Here is an 18,937-nt window from a genome sequence, read left to right as displayed (position 1 = left end):
GCCATGAGCCGGGGCGGGGTGGTTTGTTTGGCTGCATTGGCGCGGTTTCGGCAAAAGATCGGACCGGGGCTTTGGCGCCCGGAATTTTAAACTGTCTGAGGGCGATGAGCCCGAGTTTTTAAAATTCCAGCCAAAGTCCCGGGACGAGCGCCGAAAGCGCGCCGCAGACAAACAAACCGCACCCGACGCGGCTCATGCGAAAAGCAGTACAAGCTGATTGTCCAGATGTTTCGTCATGTGCCGTGCAAAGAAAGTGGTGCCTTGGAGGAAGGAGGCCCGAAGGGCGGGGCCGGGTTTTTTCGCTCCTGATCGTTTTTGCGGATTCAGCCAATGCCTTCGCCAAAATTTCAAAAACTCGGGCGCAAGCGCCCTCAAACAGTTTGAAATTTCCCGGCTCCGGCATTGGCTGAATTTTCCCGCAAAAACGATCAATGTCGCTTCAAAAACCCGTCCCCGCCCTCCGGGCTTCCTTGGAAACCATTCCCAAGTTCGATAAGCCTGAAAAACACATTGGAAATACCCTTTCAGGCTGGTTAACTCTATATCGGCATTCAAATTTAAATGGAACTCTTGATAAAAAACAATTGTTCCCGCTTGTTTCCAGAGCCCTGGCCATGAGCCGGGGCGGGGTGGTTTGTTTGGCTGCATTGGCGCGGTTTCGGCAAAAGATCGGACCGGGGCTTTGGCGCCCGGAATTTTAAACTGTCTGAGGGCGATGAGCCCGAGTTTTTAAAATTCCAGCCAAAGTCCCGGTCCGATCGCCGAAAGCGCGCCGCAGACAAACAAACCGCACCCGACGCGGCTCATGCGAAACCGGAACAAACTGCTTATGCCTTGGTTATGCCGGTGCTGTCATTGTCACGCCTCCTGCGACGAAGGTGGCGGCTTTGCGGAAGAAAACCCTGTGGCCAACTTTGATGGCGCCGTAAAAAGTCCAATATCTGCGTTACGCGCAATTTCTCAGAATTTCACGTACGGATAAGTACGCTGCATTCTTCGAAATTGCCCAAGCCTTGATCTTGAACTTTTTACGGCGCCATCTGAAATCAGACTTTTTACGGTGCTATCAACTTTAAGGGACCTGTATTTAAGGGTTGCACTAAAAGTTTAAAAATATTATGATATAATTATAAATTTTTATCCTTAACCATACTTAACCACGAAAAAAAGAGAGTAGATGAAAGAACAAAAAATGATGGACCGGACCGATGACCCGGCACCCGAAGACCCCAAAGAAGAAATCCGGCAAACTGTAGTCCCCGCACCAGAACCTTTACGATTCGATGAATTTGACCTCCCGGAGCCCCTGATGCGCGCCATCAGCGACCTGGGATTTACGCGCTGCACCCCGATCCAGGGCGATATCCTGCCCGCGGCCCTGCTGGGAAAAGACGCCAGCGGCCGGGCCCAGACCGGAACCGGAAAGACCGCGGCATTTCTCATTGCGGTTATTTCAAGGCTCTGGAACCGTCCCCTGGATGAAAACCGGAAAAAGGGCACCCCCAGGGTGCTGATACTGGCACCCACCCGGGAGCTGGTGATGCAGATCAGCGATGAGGCCGAACAACTGGCCAAATACTGCGACTTAAAGATCCTTTCGATTTTCGGCGGCATGGATTACGTCAAGCAGCAAACCCAGCTCCGCCGGGAGGTGATCGATATTGTGGTGGCCACCCCGGGCCGGCTGCTGGATTTCCAGCGCAGGGGCGATCTTTCCCTGCGAAAGGTGGAAACCGTCATCATTGACGAGGCCGACCGGATGCTGGACATGGGTTTTATTCCGGATGTCCGAAAGATCATCCATTCCACTCCGCCCAAGGACAAGCGCCAGACCCTGCTGTTTTCCGCCACCCTGACCAGCGAGGTCATGCGCCTTTGCGCCCAGTGGACCCGGGACCCGGTGACAGTGGAAATCGAGCCTGAGCAGGTGGCTGTGGATACCGTGGACCAAGTGGTCTATATCGTGACGCTGGAGGAAAAATTCGGCTTGCTCTACAACATGATTGAAAAGCAGGGCCTTGAGCAGGTGCTGATTTTTTGCAACCGCAAGGATGAGGTGCGGCGCCTGACCGAGACCTTTTTCCGCTACGGGATCAACTGCGAGATGATTTCCGGGGATGTGGACCAGAAAAAGCGCATGTCACGGCTTGCGGCCTTCAAGGCCGGAAAAATCCGGGTGCTGGTGGCAACGGATGTGGCTGGACGGGGCATTCACATCGAGGGCATGAACCACGTGGTCAACTTTACACTGCCCCATGACCCGGAAGATTATGTTCACCGCATCGGCCGCACCGGTCGGGCCGGCACCCTGGGAACGGCGATCAGCTTTGCAGACGAGGGCGAGGCCTTCTACATCCCGGCCATCGAGGATTACCTGGGCCGCAAGCTGGCCTGCATAGAACCGCCCGAGGAATGGCTGGTCATGCCCGAGGCCCCGCCGCGCAAAAAACACAACCGCTCAAAAGATGATGCCCGGGCCGGCCGGCAGAAAAAGAGCGGCTCTGGCCGGCCGGCAAATCGGCGGCGCAGAAACTGATGATGTTATTGTTGGTACAGGGCGTTGTAAGCCCGCTCAATGCGGATGCGGTGGCGGGTTTCTTCCCTGGCCAGTCCCACAAACATAAGGCTGATGGTGTCATCATCGCAAGTTTCCGCAAGCAGTGAATAAAGCTTTTCAGACTTGTCCTCCCGCTTCATGGCCAAAGTCAGGGCCTGCTTGAAGTCCATGTCTGTGTCCGCCCCGGTATCCGGGGTGATTTCGGCTATCCCCATGTCATTGATCGGTTCCATGATCCGGCTGAAAATGCGCTCAAGCCCGTCTTTATCCAGGTTTTTTAGAGTGTCGCGATGTTTTTGTTCCTCATGGGCAAAATCCATGAAAATCTGCTGCATGAAGGGGTCCGGCGCCTGCCGGGAGAGCTGGATGTAGAACTGGCGGGCTTCTTCCTCCCGCATGACCGCAAAGTCGATGACTTCTGCAATGGTTTCAAACCCTGGCTTCATTGAACAATCCTTTCCTGAAATATACTTTTTCCAACGGCGATTTTGGGAGTAGTCTATGGTATCCGGCCGGTATTTTCAATCCCATTGTGCAACAGTTTTCTTGACGACATTTTTTATATGATTATCAGTATTGGTGTTGCATAAACCCCAATAAAAGGAGGCAGATCAATGGAATATACCAAGATTCACGGACTGGACCAGGAGGCTTCGCGCGTGGGCCTGGGCACCTGGGCCATCGGCGGCTGGATGTGGGGCGGAACAGATGAGGCCCAATCGGTGCGCACCATTCATGCGGCCCTGGACAAGGGCATCAATCTGGTGGATACCGCCCCGGTTTACGGCTTTGGCACATCCGAGCAGATCGTGGGCAAGGCCGTGGCCGAATACGGCCAGAGAGACCGGCTCATTCTGGCCACCAAGACCGGTCTGGAATGGGATGACGCCCAGAAAAAGGTCTGGCGCAATTCCAGCCCGGAGCGGATCCGCAAGGAGATCGAAGACAGCCTGCGCCGGCTGCAGACAGACTACATTGATATCTATCAGATCCACTGGCCCGATCCTGTGGTGCCCTTTGACAAGACCGCAGAGGTGATGGGAAAGCTCGTGGATGAAGGCAAAATCCGGGCCATTGGCGTCAGCAACTACACCGTGGAGCAAATGGAGGCCTTTCGGGCAGCAGCCCCCCTGGCGGTCTGCCAGCCGCCCTACAACGTGTTTGAACGGGCCATTGAAAACGATATTCTTCCCTATTGCATCCAGAGCGGCATTGCCACGCTGACTTACGGGGCTTTGTGCCGCGGCCTGCTTTCCGGAAAAATGACAGCGGATCAGCAGTTTGACGGAGATGATCTGCGCAAGGTGGATCCCAAGTTTAAATCCCCGAGATTCGCTCAGTATCTTGAAGCGGTTAAACAATTGCAAAACCTGGCCGAGAAGAAATACAGCAAAAAGGTCCTTCACCTTGCCGTGCGCCACGTGCTGGACAAGGGTGCAAGCGTTGCGCTATGGGGCGGCCGAAGGCCGGAGCAGATGGAGCCCCTGCCGGATATTTTCGGATGGCAGCTCACGGAAGAAGATTTTGCCGAAATGGATACGATTCTGAAACAAGCCATCACCGACCCGGTGGGACCTGAATTCATGGCCCCGCCGGCGCGCCGGTCAGAATAAAATCCCGGGGCGTGGCCGCGCAATTTCTTCTTGACGGATCGGTTTGCACCCATTATGGCATCAAGGGAATGCAGGGGCCGGCAAAATCCAGCCCCTGCAATAAAAAAGCAGGCCGGCACGGCATTGCAAAAGGAGGCGCCCATGTCCCCCACCAATCTGATTTCAAAGCTCATCCCTGAAGCCGAGCAGAAAGATTTTTCCGATTTCATATATTATCTGACTGGCACCGGCAGCAAGTATTTGCTGCGAAACGATATCTGGCTTCATTGGCTCAAGTGGTGCCGGGAAAACAACAAGGAGTCCGATTTTGCCGAAAACTCGGCTGTTGGCCGGTTTCTGGCCCGGGTGCCGGAAATGCTGTTTCCGGACAGCATTGTGCTGATTTTGCACCGTTACACCATGGGCCGGTACAATATCTACCGGCTCAGCGCAGACCGAAAGCAAATGCAGAAAATTTCGATAAACCGCTACCTGGATTACAAGGACGCATACGTTTGCGATAATACCCCAGGGGCCAACCGTGATGCCCTGGAGCTGGATTTTCTGCCGTTTTCCGATTACGCGCCCACCATCAAGAATGTCAGGAACGTGGGCAACGGTATCAGTTTTTTAAACCGCTACATGTCCAGCAGTCTGTTTCAAAAGCCCGAGAACTGGGGCCGGGATCTGTTTGAGTTTCTGCGCATCCACCGGATCAACGGCGAGCAGCTGCTGGTCAATCCGGATATTCTCGATTCCCTGGATGATTTTTTGTCCGCCCTGGAAGAAACCATCGATGATCTGGGCAATCATGATGAAAAATGGCCCCATCAGAAATTAAAACCTCAGCTCAAAAGCCGGGGCTTTGAACCGGGGTGGGGCAACACTGCGGGCCGGATCCGGGAGACCATGTCGCTTCTTCACGCCCTTTTCCATGAACCCCGAAGCGCGGATCTGGAGGAATTTATCTCCCGGGTGCCCATGATTTCCAAGGTGGCTGTTTTATCCCCCCATGGCTGGTTTGCCCAGGAAAACGTGCTGGGCAAACCCGACACCGGCGGCCAGGTGATTTATATCCTCGACCAGGTGCGGGCACTGGAGGCCCATATGATCCGGGAGTTTGAGCTGGCCGGCATTGACGTGACCCCCCGGGTGCTGGTGGTCACCCGCCTGATTCCCAATGCCGGCAAAACCAGCTGCAGTCAGCCCAAAGAAGATATCGTGGGCACGGAACATGCTTATATTCTTCGCATCCCGTTTTATGACAGCCAGGGCGCGATTCTGCAGGACTGGGTGTCGCGCTTTAAAATCTGGCCCTACCTGGACCGGTTTGCCAAAGACTGTGAGCGGGAGCTTTTGGCCGAGTTCGAGGGCCGGCCGGATTTGATCATCGGCAATTATTCAGACGGCAACCTGGTGGCCACCCTGCTGTCAGACCGCATGAATGTGATCCAGTGCACCATTGCCCACGCCCTGGAAAAGACCAAGTATTTGTTCTCGGATCTGTACTGGAAGGAGATGGAAAATGATTATCATTTTTCCTGCCAGTTTACCGCGGATCTGCTTTCCATGAACAAGTCGGATTTCATCATTACCAGCACCTACCAGGAAATCGCCGGCACAGAGACCCGGTTCGGCCAGTACGAGTCCTACCAGTTCTACACCATGCCCGGGCTCTACCAGGTGGTCAACGGCATCAACCTGTTTAATCCCAAGTTTAACGTGGTGCCGCCGGGAGTTGATGAGGACAATTATTTCCCGTATACAGAAATCGACCGCAGGTCGGCCAGCCAGCGGGCCTACTGGCAGACCCGGCTTTTTTCAGAGCAATCCCAAGATATCCACGGCTATCTGGAAAATCCGGACAAACCCCCGCTGTTTACCATGGCGCGCCTGGACCGGATCAAGAACATCACCGGGCTGGTCGAAGCCTTTGGCATGCATCCGGAACTCAGAAAACACTGCAACCTGGTGGTGGCCGCAGGCACCATTCATGTTGAAAATTCCGATGACGCAGAAGAGCAAAACGAGATCCGGCGGATGTATGAGCTGATTGCCGCACATGACCTGCAGGGCCATATTCGCTGGCTGCCCAGCGTGTCCAAGGCGGAAACCGGGGAAGTTTACCGGATTATCGCCGAAAGCAGTGGCATGTTTGTCCAGCCGGCCCTGTTTGAGGCCTTCGGCCTGACCGTGCTTGAAGCCATGCAGTGCGGACTGCCCACGTTCGGCCCCATTTTCGGCGGGCCGTCCGAGATTATCGAGGACGGAAAAAGCGGGTATCTGTTAAACACCAGTCAGCCGGATTTGATGGCAGAGGGCATCTGGCGGTTTGTTTCCGGGTTTGCCGAAGACCCGGACAAATGGCGCCAGGTTTCGGAAAAGGGCATGGCCCGGGTCCGGGAAAAATACACCTGGACCCGCTACAGCCACAAGCTTTTTTCCCTCACCAAGCTATACGGATTCTGGCGCTACACCGAATCCCGGGAAGGCATGGTTAAGCTGGACCGGTACTGTGACCTGCTTTACCATCTGCTTTTAAAACCCCGGGCCGAGGCCATGGAGCACTGATAAACGGCCCGGCCTCCGGGTCAAAGCCCCATGAATTTGGCGGCGATGTTTTTCATGATCTCATTGGTGCCGGCAAAAACGGGCATGACCCGAACATCCCGGAAAGCCCGGACAATGGGGCAGGCCTCACAGAACCCGTAGTCGCCGAACAAATCCGTGCACCGCCGGGAGATGCGCTTGGCCATGTCCGTGATCCAGTACTTGGCCATGGAGGTTTCCACGATGGCCTGCTCGCCTGCCATGTGGCCGGCAATGAGCTTGTCGAGAAACGCCCGGCCCAGTTTGACCTCTGTTGTCATCTCCACGATGGCAAACTGGGTGGCCTGGCTTTTGGACAAAGGTTTTTGATCCCGATCCGTGGTATTTTTGCAGAAATCCGTGGTGATCTCCAGGATTAGTTCGGCTGCCGCCTGGGCGCAGATGGAGGTGACCAGCCGCTCCTGCTGGAGCTTTTCCATGAGCATGCCAAAGCCCGCTCCCTTTTGCCCCAACCGGTTTTCCGCCGGAATCCGGCAGTTGGTGAAAAACAGTTCCGCGGTGTCCTGGCTGTGAAATCCCATTTTTTCCAAATGCCGGCCCCGCTTGAAACCCGGGGTGCCGTCCTCGACAATATATAAGGACACGGCATCGTAAGGGTTGGGTTCGTCCGGATCCTTTGCCGCTACAATAACCAGACCCGCATTGATTCCGTTTGAGATAAAGGTTTTGGCGCCGTTTAGCTCGATTTCCCTGTTTTTCTCCGCTGCGGTGGTGGTCATTGACGCCAGGTCGCTGCCGGCATCCGGCTCTGTCATGGCAACCGCGGCGATAATGTCGCCGGAAACGCACCCGGGCAGATATTTCTTCTTCTGCTCCTCGCTGCCAAAGGCCTGGACATAGGGAACCACCACGTCCGAATGAAGAGCTGAGGCCAAGCCCGTGTGGTTCGTTTTGGCCATTTCCTCGGCGGCAATCACGGAATAGAGAAAATCGCCGCCCATGCCCCCGTATTCGGGCGAAACACCCGTGCATAGAAATCCGGCCCGGCCCAGTTTCTGCCAGGCCCATTTGGGGGTGATGTGATCGGCTTCCCACTGATCGGTCCAGGGCGTGATTTCCTTTTCCAGAAAGGCGCGCATCCGGCTGCGGAACCGGTGGTGGTCGTCGGTGTAGGCAAGTATTTCCACGGCGGCTGATCCTTTCTGCATTACCTGAGTTTGCCGATAAGCCCGCCGGCAATCACGTCTTTTAACACCCCGGGGCTGCCCAGAAAGATTTCCAGGGTTTTGGCGTCCCGGTAGAAATGCTCCACTTCGTATTCGGTCATGTATCCGTATCCCCCGAGCAATTGTACGGCCTCGTCGGAAGCTGTCATGGCCGCATTGGCGGCCGTGAGCTTGGCTGCGGCGGCCATTTTGGCATCGCAGGTGCCCGCATCAAAGGCTTTGGCCGCGGAGTAGATGCTGAGCCGGGCTGATTCCAGGCCGGCGGCCATGTCTGCCAGCTTATGCCGGGTCACCTGGAATTGGGCCAGTTTTTTGCCGAATTGACTGCGCTGACGCGTGTAATCCAGGGCCCGGTCAAAGGCGCCCTGGCCGGTGCCCAGGGCCATGGCAGCGGCCTGGATCCGGGCCTGATTCAAAAACGACAGGCTCCGGTCCAGGCCTTGGCCGGGGGTGCCGATTATGTTTTTTGCGGAAACGGCTGCGTTTTGAAAACCAACATGGGCGAAATCCACCATGCCGGCGCCAAGGGTGGGGCCTGCCGATTCCGCGGTGACGCCTGAGGTATCGGCATCCACGATGATCAGGGACTGTTGGTTACCGGTGTTAATGGAGCTGTCTGACGGGTCTGCATCTTCACGGGTGGCGCACAAGACCACGTAAAATCCGGCGGTTGTCCCGTTTGGCACGTATGCCTTGTCCCCGTTGATGATCCAGTGATCCCCCCTGGCAGCGGCGGTTGTCTGTGTGCCGGAGATATCCGCGCCTGCACCCGGTTCAAACAGGGCTGCACCAGCGCGCATCTTCCCGCCTGCCACGGGAGTCAGGTATTTTTCCGCCAGATTTTTACGGTCAAGATCAAACAGGCATTCTGCACCAAAACCCGACAGCATCAGGGCCATGCCCGCAGAGGCGTCTTTTCTGCACATCTGCTCTGCTGCAAGCACGTACTCGAAAAGACCCATGCCGCCGCCGTCATACGCATCAGGGATGTGAATACCGGAAAACCCGAGCTGTGCGGCCTTTTTCCGGATTCCGGCGGGAAGATCCCCGGTTTTCAGGGATTCGATGATCATTTCCCTGTCAAACTGTGCCCGGACAAATTCCCGGACCGCCTTCTGGATTTCCTTGTGTGATTTGTCGAGTTCAAAGTGCATATCCGGCTCCCTGAAAATCAAATAAATGCTTCCAGCAAATGATGGATAAACAATAAAAAAAACCGGCTCAAAAAGTCAAGGAATTTTTACCGGCCGGCGGCCTTCCGTTCAAGGGGCGGGTGCTGCCTCCGGCTTGCGCGCACTCGGGCCGCGCAGTTCTAAGGCTTGCTTCGCTGCGGCCGAAGTAATGCGGCCGTAGACGCTTCGCTTCGCCAAGAACTGCTGGCCGGCCCAACGTGCAATGCGCCCGCCGGAGGCAGCACCCGCCCCTGGTTAGCTTATGCGTCATCGCCTCCCGGCCTTTGCGGCAAGAGCGTTACCGGTGCGCGCCGCCGGAATCCGGGGATGACAGGGTCCGGATTTCCAGGCTGGCCAGCATGTCTCGCATCTGGGCAGATAATTCCAGATATTTCCGCCGCAGTTCGTCCTGGTAATCTGTGTTGAGCTTGTTGATCTTGTGCTGCATCTGCTTGAGATACCGCATGCGGGTGTCCCAGAGTTTTTTCAGGGCCCTTAGCTGATCTTCCGAGCCGCTTTGCACGGCCGTGGAGCGGCGATTCACCTTTTTGGTGAACTTGTTGTATTTTTTGTCCAGCACGTCCGCTATTTTTTCCTTTTTCAGGGTTTGGCGGGTGATGGTGTGGTAGTGGTGCCCGTAGATGGAATAGGTGACGGCCTCTGCAAACAGGTCCCGGTTTTTAAACGCGTTTCGCACCAGAAACTTGATGTAGTTAAACCCGTAAGCCGTAAAGGGCTGGCGCAAAAGCGCACGGAAAAAGATTTTGAGATCCGCAGCCCGCACCTTGCGCTGGTAATACTGCCGGCATTCGATGCGGTCGAGCAGATGGCTGCATCTGGCAAAATAGTTTTTCAGCCGGAAGCCGTAAAGATGCTTTAAAATTTTCCGGTAGCCCTGGCGCAGAACCTGGGGATCCATCACGGTTTTAAAATTGGCCTGCATGCTGTGGGTGTTGTTGCCGGCTGATTGGGATAAAATCCGGCCCTCGGCTTCCAGGCGCTGGTACAGGCGTGTTCCCGGAAGGGCGTTTAATAGCCCGATCATGGCCTGGGGGATGGCGTTTTGCTGAATAAACCGGATCTGCTGATCAAAGATGGCCGGCGTGTCATTGTCAAATCCAAGGATAAATCCGGCCAGCACCTCCAGGCCGTTTTTCTGAATGGTACGCACCGCGGCTTCCATGTCGGATTTGAGGTTCTGGGTCTTTCCGGTTTCAGCCAGAGATTGCGGATCCGGGGTCTCAATGCCGATAAACACGGAGTTAAATCCGGCCTCGCGCATGCCGGTCATCAGGTCAGGGTCATCGGCCAGGTTGATGCTGGCCTCGGTATAGAAATGATAGGGATAATCCCGGTCCTGCTGCCATTGAATCAGGGCCGGTAGCAGTTCCTTTTTGACCCGGCGCTTGTTGCCGATAAAGTTGTCATCCACCAGAAATACGGCCCCTTCCCAGCCCATGGAATACAGGGCGTCGAGTTCAGCGGTCAGGCTTTGGGCGTCTTTTAGCCGGGGCTTGTTGCCGTAGACGGTCCAGATGTCGCAGAATTCGCAGTGAAAGGGACATCCCCGGGAGTACTGGATGGACATGGAGCCATAGGCGTCAATGTCGAGCAGGTCAAACCGGGGTGCCGGCAGCCGGGAGATATCCGGGTGCGGCGGCATATCATAAACCGCCGCGGCTGTGCCGGAGTCCAGTTCGGCCAGAAAATCGCACAGGGTTTCATCCACTTCGCCGCGAAGAATATGGTCTGCCCCGCTGAGTTCCTGCCAGCTGTTGGTGGCATAGGGACCTCCGATAACCACGGTTTTTCCCATCTGGTTGCACCGCGCCACCACTTGCTCCATGGATTGTTTCTGCACGATCATGGCAGAGACAAACACCGCATCAGCCCATTGCAGTAGGTTGTCGTCCAGGGGACCGACATTTAAATCCACCAGTTTCAGCTCCCGATCTGCCGGAAACAGGGCGGCGATGGTCAAAAGGCCCAAAGGCGGCATGGCGCTTTTTTTCTTGATAAAGCCAAGGGCGTGTTTATAGCTCCAGTAGGTGTTGGAGGGCACTTCCGGATAAACCAGCAGGATGTTTTGATGTGTGACCATGGGGTTTTCCTCATTAAGATGGGATTTAAATAAAACTTGCTATTATAGTATCATTATAATCATTTGCCCATCTTTTGGCAAGCTATCCCGCTCCTATTCCCCTTGCATCTGCTGCCACTGATGAATCATTTTTACGTCCTGTGCAATATCTCTTCCGGTTGTGGTCAGGTAATTGCCGGTCATGATCCCGTTGGCGCCGGCGGCAAAAATCCAGGACTGAAAATCGCCCAGGGTCACATGCCGGCCTCCGCAGATGGTGATGTCCTTTTCCGGATTGATCAGCCGGAACAGGGCGATGGTTTTCAGCGCCTCTGCCACGGACAAAAGGGGCTGGTCAGCCATTTTGGTCCCGGCAATGGGATTGATGAAGTTTAAGGGGATTCTTTCCACCCCGATTTCCCGGAGGGTTATGGCCAGCTCAATTCTTTGGGCCCGGGTTTCGCCAAGGCCCATAATGCCCCCGGCGCAAACAGACAGTCCGGCTTCTGCGGCAACCCGTATTGATTCGATGTCTGCATCGTATTCATGGGTGGTGCAGACCTGTCTGAAATGGCTGCGCGCGGTTTCCAGGTTGTGGTGATAGTTGCGGATGCCGCTTTTCTTGAGCTGCTGTGCCTGCTTTTGGGTGAGCATTCCCAGGGATCCGCACAAGGTCAGGTGCGTGCGCGCGCAGATTGTTTCCGCAGCCCGACAGATGGTGTCAATTTCCTGGTCTGAAAGAAAAAGCCCGCTGGTGACCATGGAGAAATGGGTCATTTGCGCGTCTTCCATTTCCAGGGCACGTTTTACCAGTTCTTTTTTCGACAGCAGGGGATAGGTCTCCACCCCTGTGTCATGGTGGCCGGACTGTGCGCAAAATGCACAATCCTGGGAGCATTTGCCGGATTTGGCATTAGTGATGGAGCAGGTGAAAATCTCATTTCCCTTGAAATGCCTGCGCACCCGGTCGGCCGCCCAAATCAGGTCCATAAACGCAGCCCCTTCCGCCCCGGCCAGTTGGAGCGCCTGGTCTTCACTGATCCCGGCGGGCGGATCAGACAGGATTTTTTCTGTTAGATCCGCCATTTCGCAGAAATTGGATGTATCAGCCGGGGTGTTCATATTTTGCCCGCCTGGACCAGTTTGGCAAAATGGACAAAGGAGCGGTCATAGGTGGCCTCGGCGTCTGCCGGAAAACAGCAGGCCGGAAGCTGGCGGCTTTTGAGGTGATATGCGATGCATTCACAGCAGATTCCCTTGCGCTGGCAGGGTTCATAGGTGCAGTTGCAGCCGGAAAGGTTTTGTTCCTGTTTGCATTCCATGGTTCATGCCTCCTTGTGATAATTCGGGTTCCTGAAATTCTGCTGTTCTTTGTAGCAGGATTTCAGCAAAATGAAAACGTCATCTATACCACCTGAACCGAGCGATTTTCAAGCTTGCCGCAGGTATCTTTTTGCGGTTTTCGCATGGGGCCGGGCCGGCGGCGGCTTGCTCCCTGCTGACCGCCTGCGCGCTCAATGCGACTCGCAAACCGCCACCTGCCCGGCCCCATGGCCCACTGCCTGCAAAATATCCGCGGTCGTGTAAAAAAATGGATGCCTTTGAGATTTTTCTGTTTAATTTTTCCTTTGGGAACTGATGAATGGTTTTTCCATGTGCCCATAAAGCCGGCGCGCGCCTGGCGGGCGCATTGCACGTTGGGCCGGCCAGCAGTTCTTGGCGAAGCGGAGCGGCCGCGGCCGAATTACTTCGGCCGCAGCGAAGCAAGCCTTAGAACTGCCCGGCCCGAGTGCGCGAACGCCAGGCGCGCGCCGGCTTTATGGGCACATGCGACGGGCGCTGCAGTGTGAAACAGGCTTGCACAAAAGCTGGACAAAACCTGGAATAACGCTTGACAATTTTTGGAAAAAAAGAAAAAATTGTAGGTTATGTTTTTCCATTTGGCGCGGTGATGGGCGGCCATTGCCGCAGGGGTTCCTGGTTTTTGGGCGGATGCCCGGCAGCCGCCGGCTGCGGGCAAAGTGAACATGGCAGTAAAGGGCAGATACAATGAATCCGATTGCAGCACAGTTAAATGAAATTATTGAGCAGGGCAACGCCCATTTGATGGAAATGCTTTCCAGCGTGGGCAAGGAGCTGTTTTTTCCAAAGGGGATCCTCTCCCAGAGTGCAGAGGCCAAGCAGAAGGCCACGCGTTTGAATGCCACCATCGGGATTGCCAAACAAGGCGACAGCGCCATGGTGCTGCCTTCGGTAATGCGCTCGGTTGCCGGTCTGGCAGCTGAGGAATCGGTGACTTACGCCCCTTCCTTTGGCATCCCACAGCTGCGCAGCACCTGGCAGAAGGAAATATATGAAAAAAATCCGTCGCTTGCCGGAAAAACCGTGAGCTTGCCGGTGGTGACAAACGGGATTACCCATGCCATCAGCATTTTTGCCGACGTGTGGACGGATCCGGGCGATGTGATTGTTTTGCCCGAGATGATGTGGGGCAATTACAACATGATTTTCGGGGTGAGAAAAAAGGCGCGCATCTCCCAATACCCGATTTTTACCGAAACCGGGGCCTATAACGTGGATGCCCTGGCAGACTGCCTGAAAAAGGAAGCCCGGGAAAACCAGAAAATCACCGTTCTGCTCAATTTCCCCCACAATCCCACGGGCTATACCCTCACGGAAGCAGAAGCCGATCAGGTTGTGGCCGTGCTCACCGAACTGGCCAAGGCCGGCACCAATGTGATCGTTGTCTGCGATGACGCCTATTTCGGCTTGTTTTATGAGGACGGAATCCTGAAGGAATCGATTTTTTCCCGGCTTTGCGGCCGCCACCCCCGCCTGCTGGCCGTCAAACTCGACGGGGCCACCAAGGAAAATTACGTCTGGGGCCTCCGGGTGGGCTTTATCACTTACGGAGCCGTTATTGACGGCGATGCTGCGGGTGTTTTTGACGCCCTGGAGCGCAAGACCGCTGGGTGCGTGCGCGGCAATATTTCCAATGCCTCGCATTTGAGCCAGTCCATTGTGGTGAAATCCATGCAGGATGAAAACTACCAGGCGGAAAAACAGGCCAGATACGAACTGCTCCGGGCCCGGGCCGAAACCGTGAAACAGGTCCTGGCAGATCCCAAATATGCTTCTGCCTGGGATGTTTATCCGTTTAACTCCGGCTATTTCATGTGCATCCGGCTAAAGACCGTGGAGGCGGAAAAATTGCGGGCGCATCTGCTTGACCAGTACGGGGTGGGGTTGATTGCACTGGGCCGATACGATCTGCGGGTGGCCTTTTCCTGTCTGGAAAAAGACGATATCCGTACCCTGTTTGACATCGTGTATCAGGGAGTTGCGGATTTGACCCGGGATACGGGATAATCCGGGCCGGTTTGTTTGCACGGCCGCATATGCCGGAAAGAAGATAGCGTGGCACAGCAGCAGCGTATTCACCAACTGGCGGTTTTGCTAAAGCAGCGGATTCGGTCTGTCAACCTTGCCCGGGCGGGCAAGTGGAGCCTGTTTTTTGTTCTCATCGGCATTATTGCCGGCACCGGCTCCATTATTTTCCAGTATCTGTGCCAGCTCGGGGCCCATTTGTTCATGGACTGGCTGGCCGGTTACCGCCCCCCACAGCCGGCCGGGGAAGGACATATTCTGCCGCCCACCGCCACGGTGTTCAACCGCTGGATTCTTTTGTTTCTGCCGGCTGCCGGCGGATTGTTAAGCGGCTGGATCGTTTACCGGTTTGCCCCGGAGGCTGAAGGCCACGGCACGGATGCGGCCATTGAGGCCTATCACCAGAAGGGCGGATTCATGCGCTCCCGGGTGCCGATTGTCAAGACCATTGCCTCGGCCATCACCTTGACCACCGGCGGCTCCGGCGGAAGGGAAGGACCCATTGCCCAGATCGGGGCGGGTTTCGGCTCTTTTATGGCCACCAAGCTCAAGCTGTCCGAGCGCGAGCGCCGGATTATGCTGGCCGCAGGCATCGGCGCAGGGGTGGGCAGCATTTTCCGGGCGCCGCTGGCAGGGGCGCTGTTTGCCTCGGAAGTGCTCTACAGTGACCCGGATTTTGAATCCGAGGTCATCATCCCGGCCGGGATTTCATCGGTGGTGGCCTATTGCCTGTTTTCCCTGGTATTCGGCTGGGGCACACTGTTTGATTCACCTGAATTCAGGTTCCAGAACCCCCTGGAACTCGGGCCCTATATTGTTCTGGCCCTGGTGCTTTCGGTTTTGAGCCTCTGCTATGTCAAATCCTTTTACGGGGTTACGGATCTGTTTAAGAAAATCCGGATTCCCAATCATGTCAAGCCGGCCATCGGCGGGATGCTAACCGGCATGGTCGGATTTTACCTGCCCTCCACCCTTGCCTTTGGATATGGTTATGCCCAGCAGGCCATTTTCAATGAACTGGCCATCTCTGTTTTGTTGGCCCTGGCCCTGGGAAAGATTGTCACCACCTCCTTTACCATCGGCTCCGGGGGCAGCGGCGGCGTGTTCGGGCCTTCGGTGGTCATTGGCGGGGCCATGGGCGGTGTGGTGGGAAAACTGTTTCACCAGTTGATCCCCGGTGTTGTCACCAGCCCGGGTGCTTTTGTGGTGGTGGGCATGGCGGGCTTTTTCACGGCTGTGTCCAATGCGCCCATTTCCACCATTATTTTTGTCAGCGAGATGACCAATTCCTATGAACTTCTTCTGCCCAGCCTGTTTGTCTGCTCCATCTGCTATGTGACATCCCGGCGCTGGAGTATTTATCGCAAGCAGGTCAAAAACCGGGTGGCATCGCCGGCCCATGCTGGAGAATTCATGGTGGATGTGCTCCAGCTGATCAAGGTGCGGGATCTGATGCATTTGGTGCGAAAGGTGCCCACCATTCCCGAGCACATGCCGTTTCAACAGTTCAAGGTGTTTTTTTCCCAGACAAAGCAGCATTATTTTCCGGTCATGGACGAGGAAAATCGCATGAGGGGGATTTTTTCAAGCACGGACATCCGGGGGGTTTTGTTTTCACCGGAAATCGAGCACCTGGTGGTCATGCGCGATATTGCCACCTCCAGCGTGGTGGCCACCACGGCTTCCGAAGATTTAAATACCGTGCTGCAGAAGATGACCACCAAAAATATCGACAGCCTGCCCGTGGTTTCCGAGGATGACGCACGTGTGTTGTTGGGCATGCTTAACAGGAGGGATGTGATTGCCTTCTACAACCGCCAGGTGCAGCGCTTGAAGGCCGGAGAGCTGGGACCGCAGGGGGCGTGACTTTTTTTTCAGTATTCCACGTCCACAAGAAACAGGCCCCGGGCCGGGGCCGTGGCCCCGGCCCGGCCGCGGTCTTTGGAATCCAGGATGGCAGTCATTTGTTCCGGTGCCATCCGGCCCAGGCCTGTTTCAACCAGGGTGCCCAGGATGTTTCTGACCATGTAGCGAAGAAATCCGTCTGCGGTGATTTCAAAGATGATCTGCGGGTTGTTCTCATCTGTGAGAAACCGGGCCGCAGAAACCGTTCGGATGCTGTGGGATCTGGGACTGCCGGTGTTTTCAAATGCAGCAAAGTCATGGGTGCCCTGGAGATGCCGGGCGGCCTCTGCCATGGCTTCAATGTCTATGGGTTTTGCAATGTGCCAGGCATAATGCCGCCCGATGGCCAGGGCCAGGGGGCGGTTTAAGATATAGTAACGATAGGTTTTCTGCCTGGCATCATAGCGGGCGTGAAAGGTTTCTGATTCTCGGGTGCAGGAGCGGATCACAATGTCTTCGGGCAGCAGGCTGTTGAGCCCGGAGAAAAAAGCATCGGGTGTGAGCCGGGTCTGGCAGCGGAAATGGGCGCTCTGGCCCAGGGCATGCACTCCGGCGTCGGTCCGGCCAGAGCCCGTGACCCGGACGGGCTGGCGGGTCATGGTAAAAAGGGCTTTTTCGATTTGACCCTGGATGGTGCGGCCGGTTTTCTGGATCTGCCAGCCGTTGAAATCCGTACCGTCATATTCCACAATGAGTTTGAAGGTCTGCATAAAAACGATTTGTAATCCGGATCAAACCGGATTGCAAGCGATATAGAAGGAGAGATGCCAATGGCCAAGGGATTTCGCGCGGCAGCTGTGTGTGCTGGACTCAAGAAAAACGGAAAAAAGGATCTGGCCTTAATCGTCTCTGACACCCCTGCTGCCGCAGCCGGGGTGTTTACGAAAAACCGGGTCCAGGCCGCACCTGTGCGGCTTGACAAGCAGCGCCTGAGCAGCGGGGTGGGCCGGGCCATTATTGTCAACAGCGGCAATGCCAACTGCTGCACCGGAGACCAGGGCATGGCCGATGCCCGCGCCATGACCCGGCTGGCCGCAGATGGCCTGAAAGCAGATGAGGCGCATGTTCTGACAGCCTCCACGGGCGTGATCGGCCAGCACCTGGACATGGACAAAATCCGTGCGGCCGTGCCCGGCCTTGTGAGCGGGCTTTCGGAAGACGGCTTTGCGGCCGCAGCCGAGGCCATCATGACAACCGATACCCGGCCCAAACTGGTTTTTGAGCAGGGGCAAATGGGGGAAAAAACTTACAGTCTGGCAGCCATGGCCAAGGGTTCGGGCATGATCCGGCCGGACATGGCCACCATGTTGTGCTTTGTGTGTACGGATCTGGAAATCCCTGCTGCCGATCTTCAGCGGGCGCTGGTTTCTGCAAATGAGGCGTCTTTTAACCGCATCACAATAGACGGGGATACCAGCACCAATGACACGGTGCTGGTGCTGGCAAACGGCCAAAGCGGGGCGCGGGCCAAAACCCATTCGAATTTCAGGGCCTTTTCGGCCCTGCTGGAAAATGTCCTGGGAAAACTGGCCCGCATGGTCGTAGAAGACGGGGAGGGGGCCACCAAGTGCGTGGAAATTTCCGTGATCAATGCAGAAACCCGGGAAGATGCCCGTCAGATGGCTGATACCGTAGCCAATTCCAGCTTGGTGAAAACCGCCTTTTTCGGCGAGGACGCCAACTGGGGCCGGATTCTGGCAGCCCTGGGCCGGGCCGGGGTGGAATTTGACCCGGATGCGGTGGATATCTGGTTTGATGACGTGAAAATGGTCAACCAGGGCCTGGGATGCGGGGCTCAGGCCGAAGCCGTGGCCACTGCGGTGCTGCAGAAAAAGACCTTTGTTGTCACCATTGACGTGAAATCCGGCCGGCAGCGGGCCTCGGTACTTACCTGTGATTTTTCCGTGGATTATGTGAAAATCAACGCGGATTACCGGTCCTGATCATGGAATCCAAAGAGGCAAAAAAAGGGGTCCGCCTTCAGAAGTTTATGGCGGATGCCGGTATCTGTTCCCGCCGCAGGGCGGAAGATTATATCCGCAGGGGCTTGGTGCGGGTAAACGGGGAAACCGTCACCCAAATGGGCACCACCGTGGATCCCGGGGCAGACCGGGTGGAAGTGTCGGGAAAACCCGTGGTCCCGGCCCGGCAGGACGTCTACATCATTCTCAACAAGCCTGCGGGCTATATCTGCTCCTGCAGCCAGCCGGGCAGAAAAATCGTGCTGGATCTGGTCCGGGTCGATCAGCGTGTTTTTCCCGTGGGCCGGCTGGACCGCGATTCCACGGGTCTGGTTTTGCTCACCAGCGACGGCCGGATCCATCACCGCCTGGCCCATCCCTCCTTTGACCATGAAAAACAATACCAGGTGGAAGTTGACCGGCCGGTTTCTGATGCAAAACTCGATGAACTGCGCCACGGGGTTCAACTGGCAGACGGCATGACCCGGCCGGCAAAGGTGGTGCGCC

15 protein-coding genes are annotated in these 18,937 nt (G+C 55.9%); 7 read left to right on the top strand and 8 right to left on the bottom strand.

Translation table 11 applies throughout. From position 1 onward, the window contains the following. Positions 1-192: 192 nt before the first annotated feature. Positions 193-648: a hypothetical protein gene (locus R6U41_RS06755; RefSeq protein WP_410269071.1), complete on the bottom strand. Its 456-nt coding sequence runs from the start codon at positions 646-648 to the stop codon at positions 193-195. Positions 649-1,177: 529 nt separating this feature from the next. Here R6U41_RS06755 and R6U41_RS06750 point away from each other — a divergent pair. Next, positions 1,178-2,536: a DEAD/DEAH box helicase gene (locus R6U41_RS06750; protein ID WP_410269070.1), complete on the top strand. Its 1,359-nt coding sequence runs from the start codon at positions 1,178-1,180 to the stop codon at positions 2,534-2,536. Between the two features lie 5 nt (positions 2,537-2,541). On the opposite strand, the gene R6U41_RS06745 is transcribed toward R6U41_RS06750, so the two are convergent. Continuing rightward, positions 2,542-3,003: a ferritin family protein gene (locus R6U41_RS06745; protein ID WP_410269069.1), complete on the bottom strand. Its 462-nt coding sequence runs from the start codon at positions 3,001-3,003 to the stop codon at positions 2,542-2,544. Positions 3,004-3,171: 168 nt separating this feature from the next. On the opposite strand from R6U41_RS06745, the gene R6U41_RS06740 reads away from it, so the two are divergent. Together R6U41_RS06740 and R6U41_RS06735 are read left to right on the top strand one after the other, a co-directional pair. Beyond that, positions 3,172-4,170, top strand: a complete 999-nt coding sequence (locus R6U41_RS06740) for an aldo/keto reductase (protein WP_410269068.1) — start codon at positions 3,172-3,174, stop codon at positions 4,168-4,170. 141 nt (positions 4,171-4,311) lie between these two features. Then, a complete protein-coding gene (locus R6U41_RS06735) occupies positions 4,312-6,720 on the top strand; it encodes a sucrose synthase (RefSeq protein ID WP_410269067.1) in 2,409 nt (802 codons plus the stop codon). Between the two features lie 20 nt (positions 6,721-6,740). Here the strand turns inward: R6U41_RS06735 and R6U41_RS06730 are convergent, their stop codons facing one another. From R6U41_RS06730 to R6U41_RS06710, 5 genes are all read right to left on the bottom strand, one after another. Continuing rightward, positions 6,741-7,886: an acyl-CoA dehydrogenase family protein gene (locus R6U41_RS06730; RefSeq protein ID WP_410269066.1), complete on the bottom strand. Its 1,146-nt coding sequence runs from the start codon at positions 7,884-7,886 to the stop codon at positions 6,741-6,743. A 20-nt stretch (positions 7,887-7,906) separates the two neighbouring features. After that, the gene (locus tag R6U41_RS06725; protein WP_410269065.1) at positions 7,907-9,079 is read right to left on the bottom strand and encodes an acyl-CoA dehydrogenase family protein; all 1,173 of its coding nucleotides are present in this window, start codon (positions 9,077-9,079) and stop codon (positions 7,907-7,909) included. Between the two features lie 316 nt (positions 9,080-9,395). Beyond that, complete coding sequence (locus R6U41_RS06720) at positions 9,396-11,198, bottom strand: B12-binding domain-containing radical SAM protein (RefSeq protein WP_410269064.1); 1,803 nt, start codon at positions 11,196-11,198, stop codon at positions 9,396-9,398. 93 nt (positions 11,199-11,291) lie between these two features. Further along, positions 11,292-12,299, bottom strand: a complete 1,008-nt coding sequence (gene bioB / locus R6U41_RS06715) for a biotin synthase BioB (RefSeq protein WP_410269063.1) — start codon at positions 12,297-12,299, stop codon at positions 11,292-11,294. Beyond that, positions 12,296-12,499, bottom strand: coding sequence for a DUF6485 family protein (locus R6U41_RS06710; RefSeq protein ID WP_410269062.1), 204 nt, complete (start codon positions 12,497-12,499; stop codon positions 12,296-12,298). The genes bioB and R6U41_RS06710 overlap by 4 nt, the downstream gene beginning before the upstream one ends. A 727-nt stretch (positions 12,500-13,226) precedes the next feature. On the opposite strand from R6U41_RS06710, the gene R6U41_RS06705 reads away from it, so the two are divergent. Both R6U41_RS06705 and R6U41_RS06700 read left to right on the top strand, forming a co-directional pair. Continuing rightward, positions 13,227-14,546, top strand: coding sequence for an aminotransferase class I/II-fold pyridoxal phosphate-dependent enzyme (locus R6U41_RS06705; RefSeq protein ID WP_410269061.1), 1,320 nt, complete (start codon positions 13,227-13,229; stop codon positions 14,544-14,546). 48 nt (positions 14,547-14,594) lie between these two features. Further along, positions 14,595-16,430 carry a chloride channel protein gene (locus R6U41_RS06700; RefSeq protein WP_410269060.1) on the top strand — a complete coding sequence of 612 codons (1,836 nt, stop codon included), beginning with the start codon at positions 14,595-14,597 and terminating at the stop codon, positions 16,428-16,430. A gap of 8 nt (positions 16,431-16,438) precedes the next feature. Here R6U41_RS06700 and truA read toward each other — a convergent pair whose 3' ends face one another. After that, the gene (gene truA, locus R6U41_RS06695) at positions 16,439-17,179 is read right to left on the bottom strand and encodes a tRNA pseudouridine(38-40) synthase TruA (protein ID WP_410269059.1); all 741 of its coding nucleotides are present in this window, start codon (positions 17,177-17,179) and stop codon (positions 16,439-16,441) included. A 54-nt stretch (positions 17,180-17,233) separates the two neighbouring features. Here truA and argJ point away from each other — a divergent pair, with 54 nt between their 5' ends. Both argJ and R6U41_RS06685 read left to right on the top strand, forming a co-directional pair. Beyond that, positions 17,234-18,412 carry a bifunctional glutamate N-acetyltransferase/amino-acid acetyltransferase ArgJ gene (argJ, locus tag R6U41_RS06690; protein WP_410269058.1) on the top strand — a complete coding sequence of 393 codons (1,179 nt, stop codon included), beginning with the start codon at positions 17,234-17,236 and terminating at the stop codon, positions 18,410-18,412. A gap of 2 nt (positions 18,413-18,414) precedes the next feature. Next, positions 18,415-18,937: pseudouridine synthase (locus R6U41_RS06685; protein WP_410269057.1), on the top strand; the 523-nt coding region annotated here is incomplete at its 3' end.

It is taken from the genome of Desulfosalsimonas sp., assembly GCF_046483245.1.
Classification (GTDB): domain Bacteria; phylum Desulfobacterota; class Desulfobacteria; order Desulfobacterales; family Desulfosalsimonadaceae; genus Desulfosalsimonas.
The sequence above is the reverse complement of the archived record's forward strand: the minus strand, read 5'-3'. Positions and strand labels throughout refer to the sequence as shown.

Bases quoted from the DNA above. Each gene is read 5' to 3' on its own strand.
- R6U41_RS06755 (WP_410269071.1), bottom strand. From the start codon at position 648: ATGCAGCCAAACAAACCACCCCGCCCCGGCTCATGGCCAGGGCTCTGG.
- R6U41_RS06750 (WP_410269070.1), top strand. From the start codon at position 1,178: ATGAAAGAACAAAAAATGATGGACCGGACCGATGACCCGGCACCCGAA.
- R6U41_RS06745 (WP_410269069.1), bottom strand. From the start codon at position 3,003: ATGAAGCCAGGGTTTGAAACCATTGCAGAAGTCATCGACTTTGCGGTC.
- R6U41_RS06740 (WP_410269068.1), top strand. From the start codon at position 3,172: ATGGAATATACCAAGATTCACGGACTGGACCAGGAGGCTTCGCGCGTG.
- R6U41_RS06735 (WP_410269067.1), top strand. From the start codon at position 4,312: ATGTCCCCCACCAATCTGATTTCAAAGCTCATCCCTGAAGCCGAGCAG.
- R6U41_RS06725 (WP_410269065.1), bottom strand. From the start codon at position 9,079: ATGCACTTTGAACTCGACAAATCACACAAGGAAATCCAGAAGGCGGTC.
- R6U41_RS06720 (WP_410269064.1), bottom strand. From the start codon at position 11,198: ATGGTCACACATCAAAACATCCTGCTGGTTTATCCGGAAGTGCCCTCC.
- bioB (WP_410269063.1), bottom strand. From the start codon at position 12,299: ATGAACACCCCGGCTGATACATCCAATTTCTGCGAAATGGCGGATCTA.
- R6U41_RS06710 (WP_410269062.1), bottom strand. From the start codon at position 12,499: ATGGAATGCAAACAGGAACAAAACCTTTCCGGCTGCAACTGCACCTAT.
- R6U41_RS06705 (WP_410269061.1), top strand. From the start codon at position 13,227: ATGAATCCGATTGCAGCACAGTTAAATGAAATTATTGAGCAGGGCAAC.
- truA (WP_410269059.1), bottom strand. From the start codon at position 17,179: ATGCAGACCTTCAAACTCATTGTGGAATATGACGGTACGGATTTCAAC.
- argJ (WP_410269058.1), top strand. From the start codon at position 17,234: ATGCCAATGGCCAAGGGATTTCGCGCGGCAGCTGTGTGTGCTGGACTC.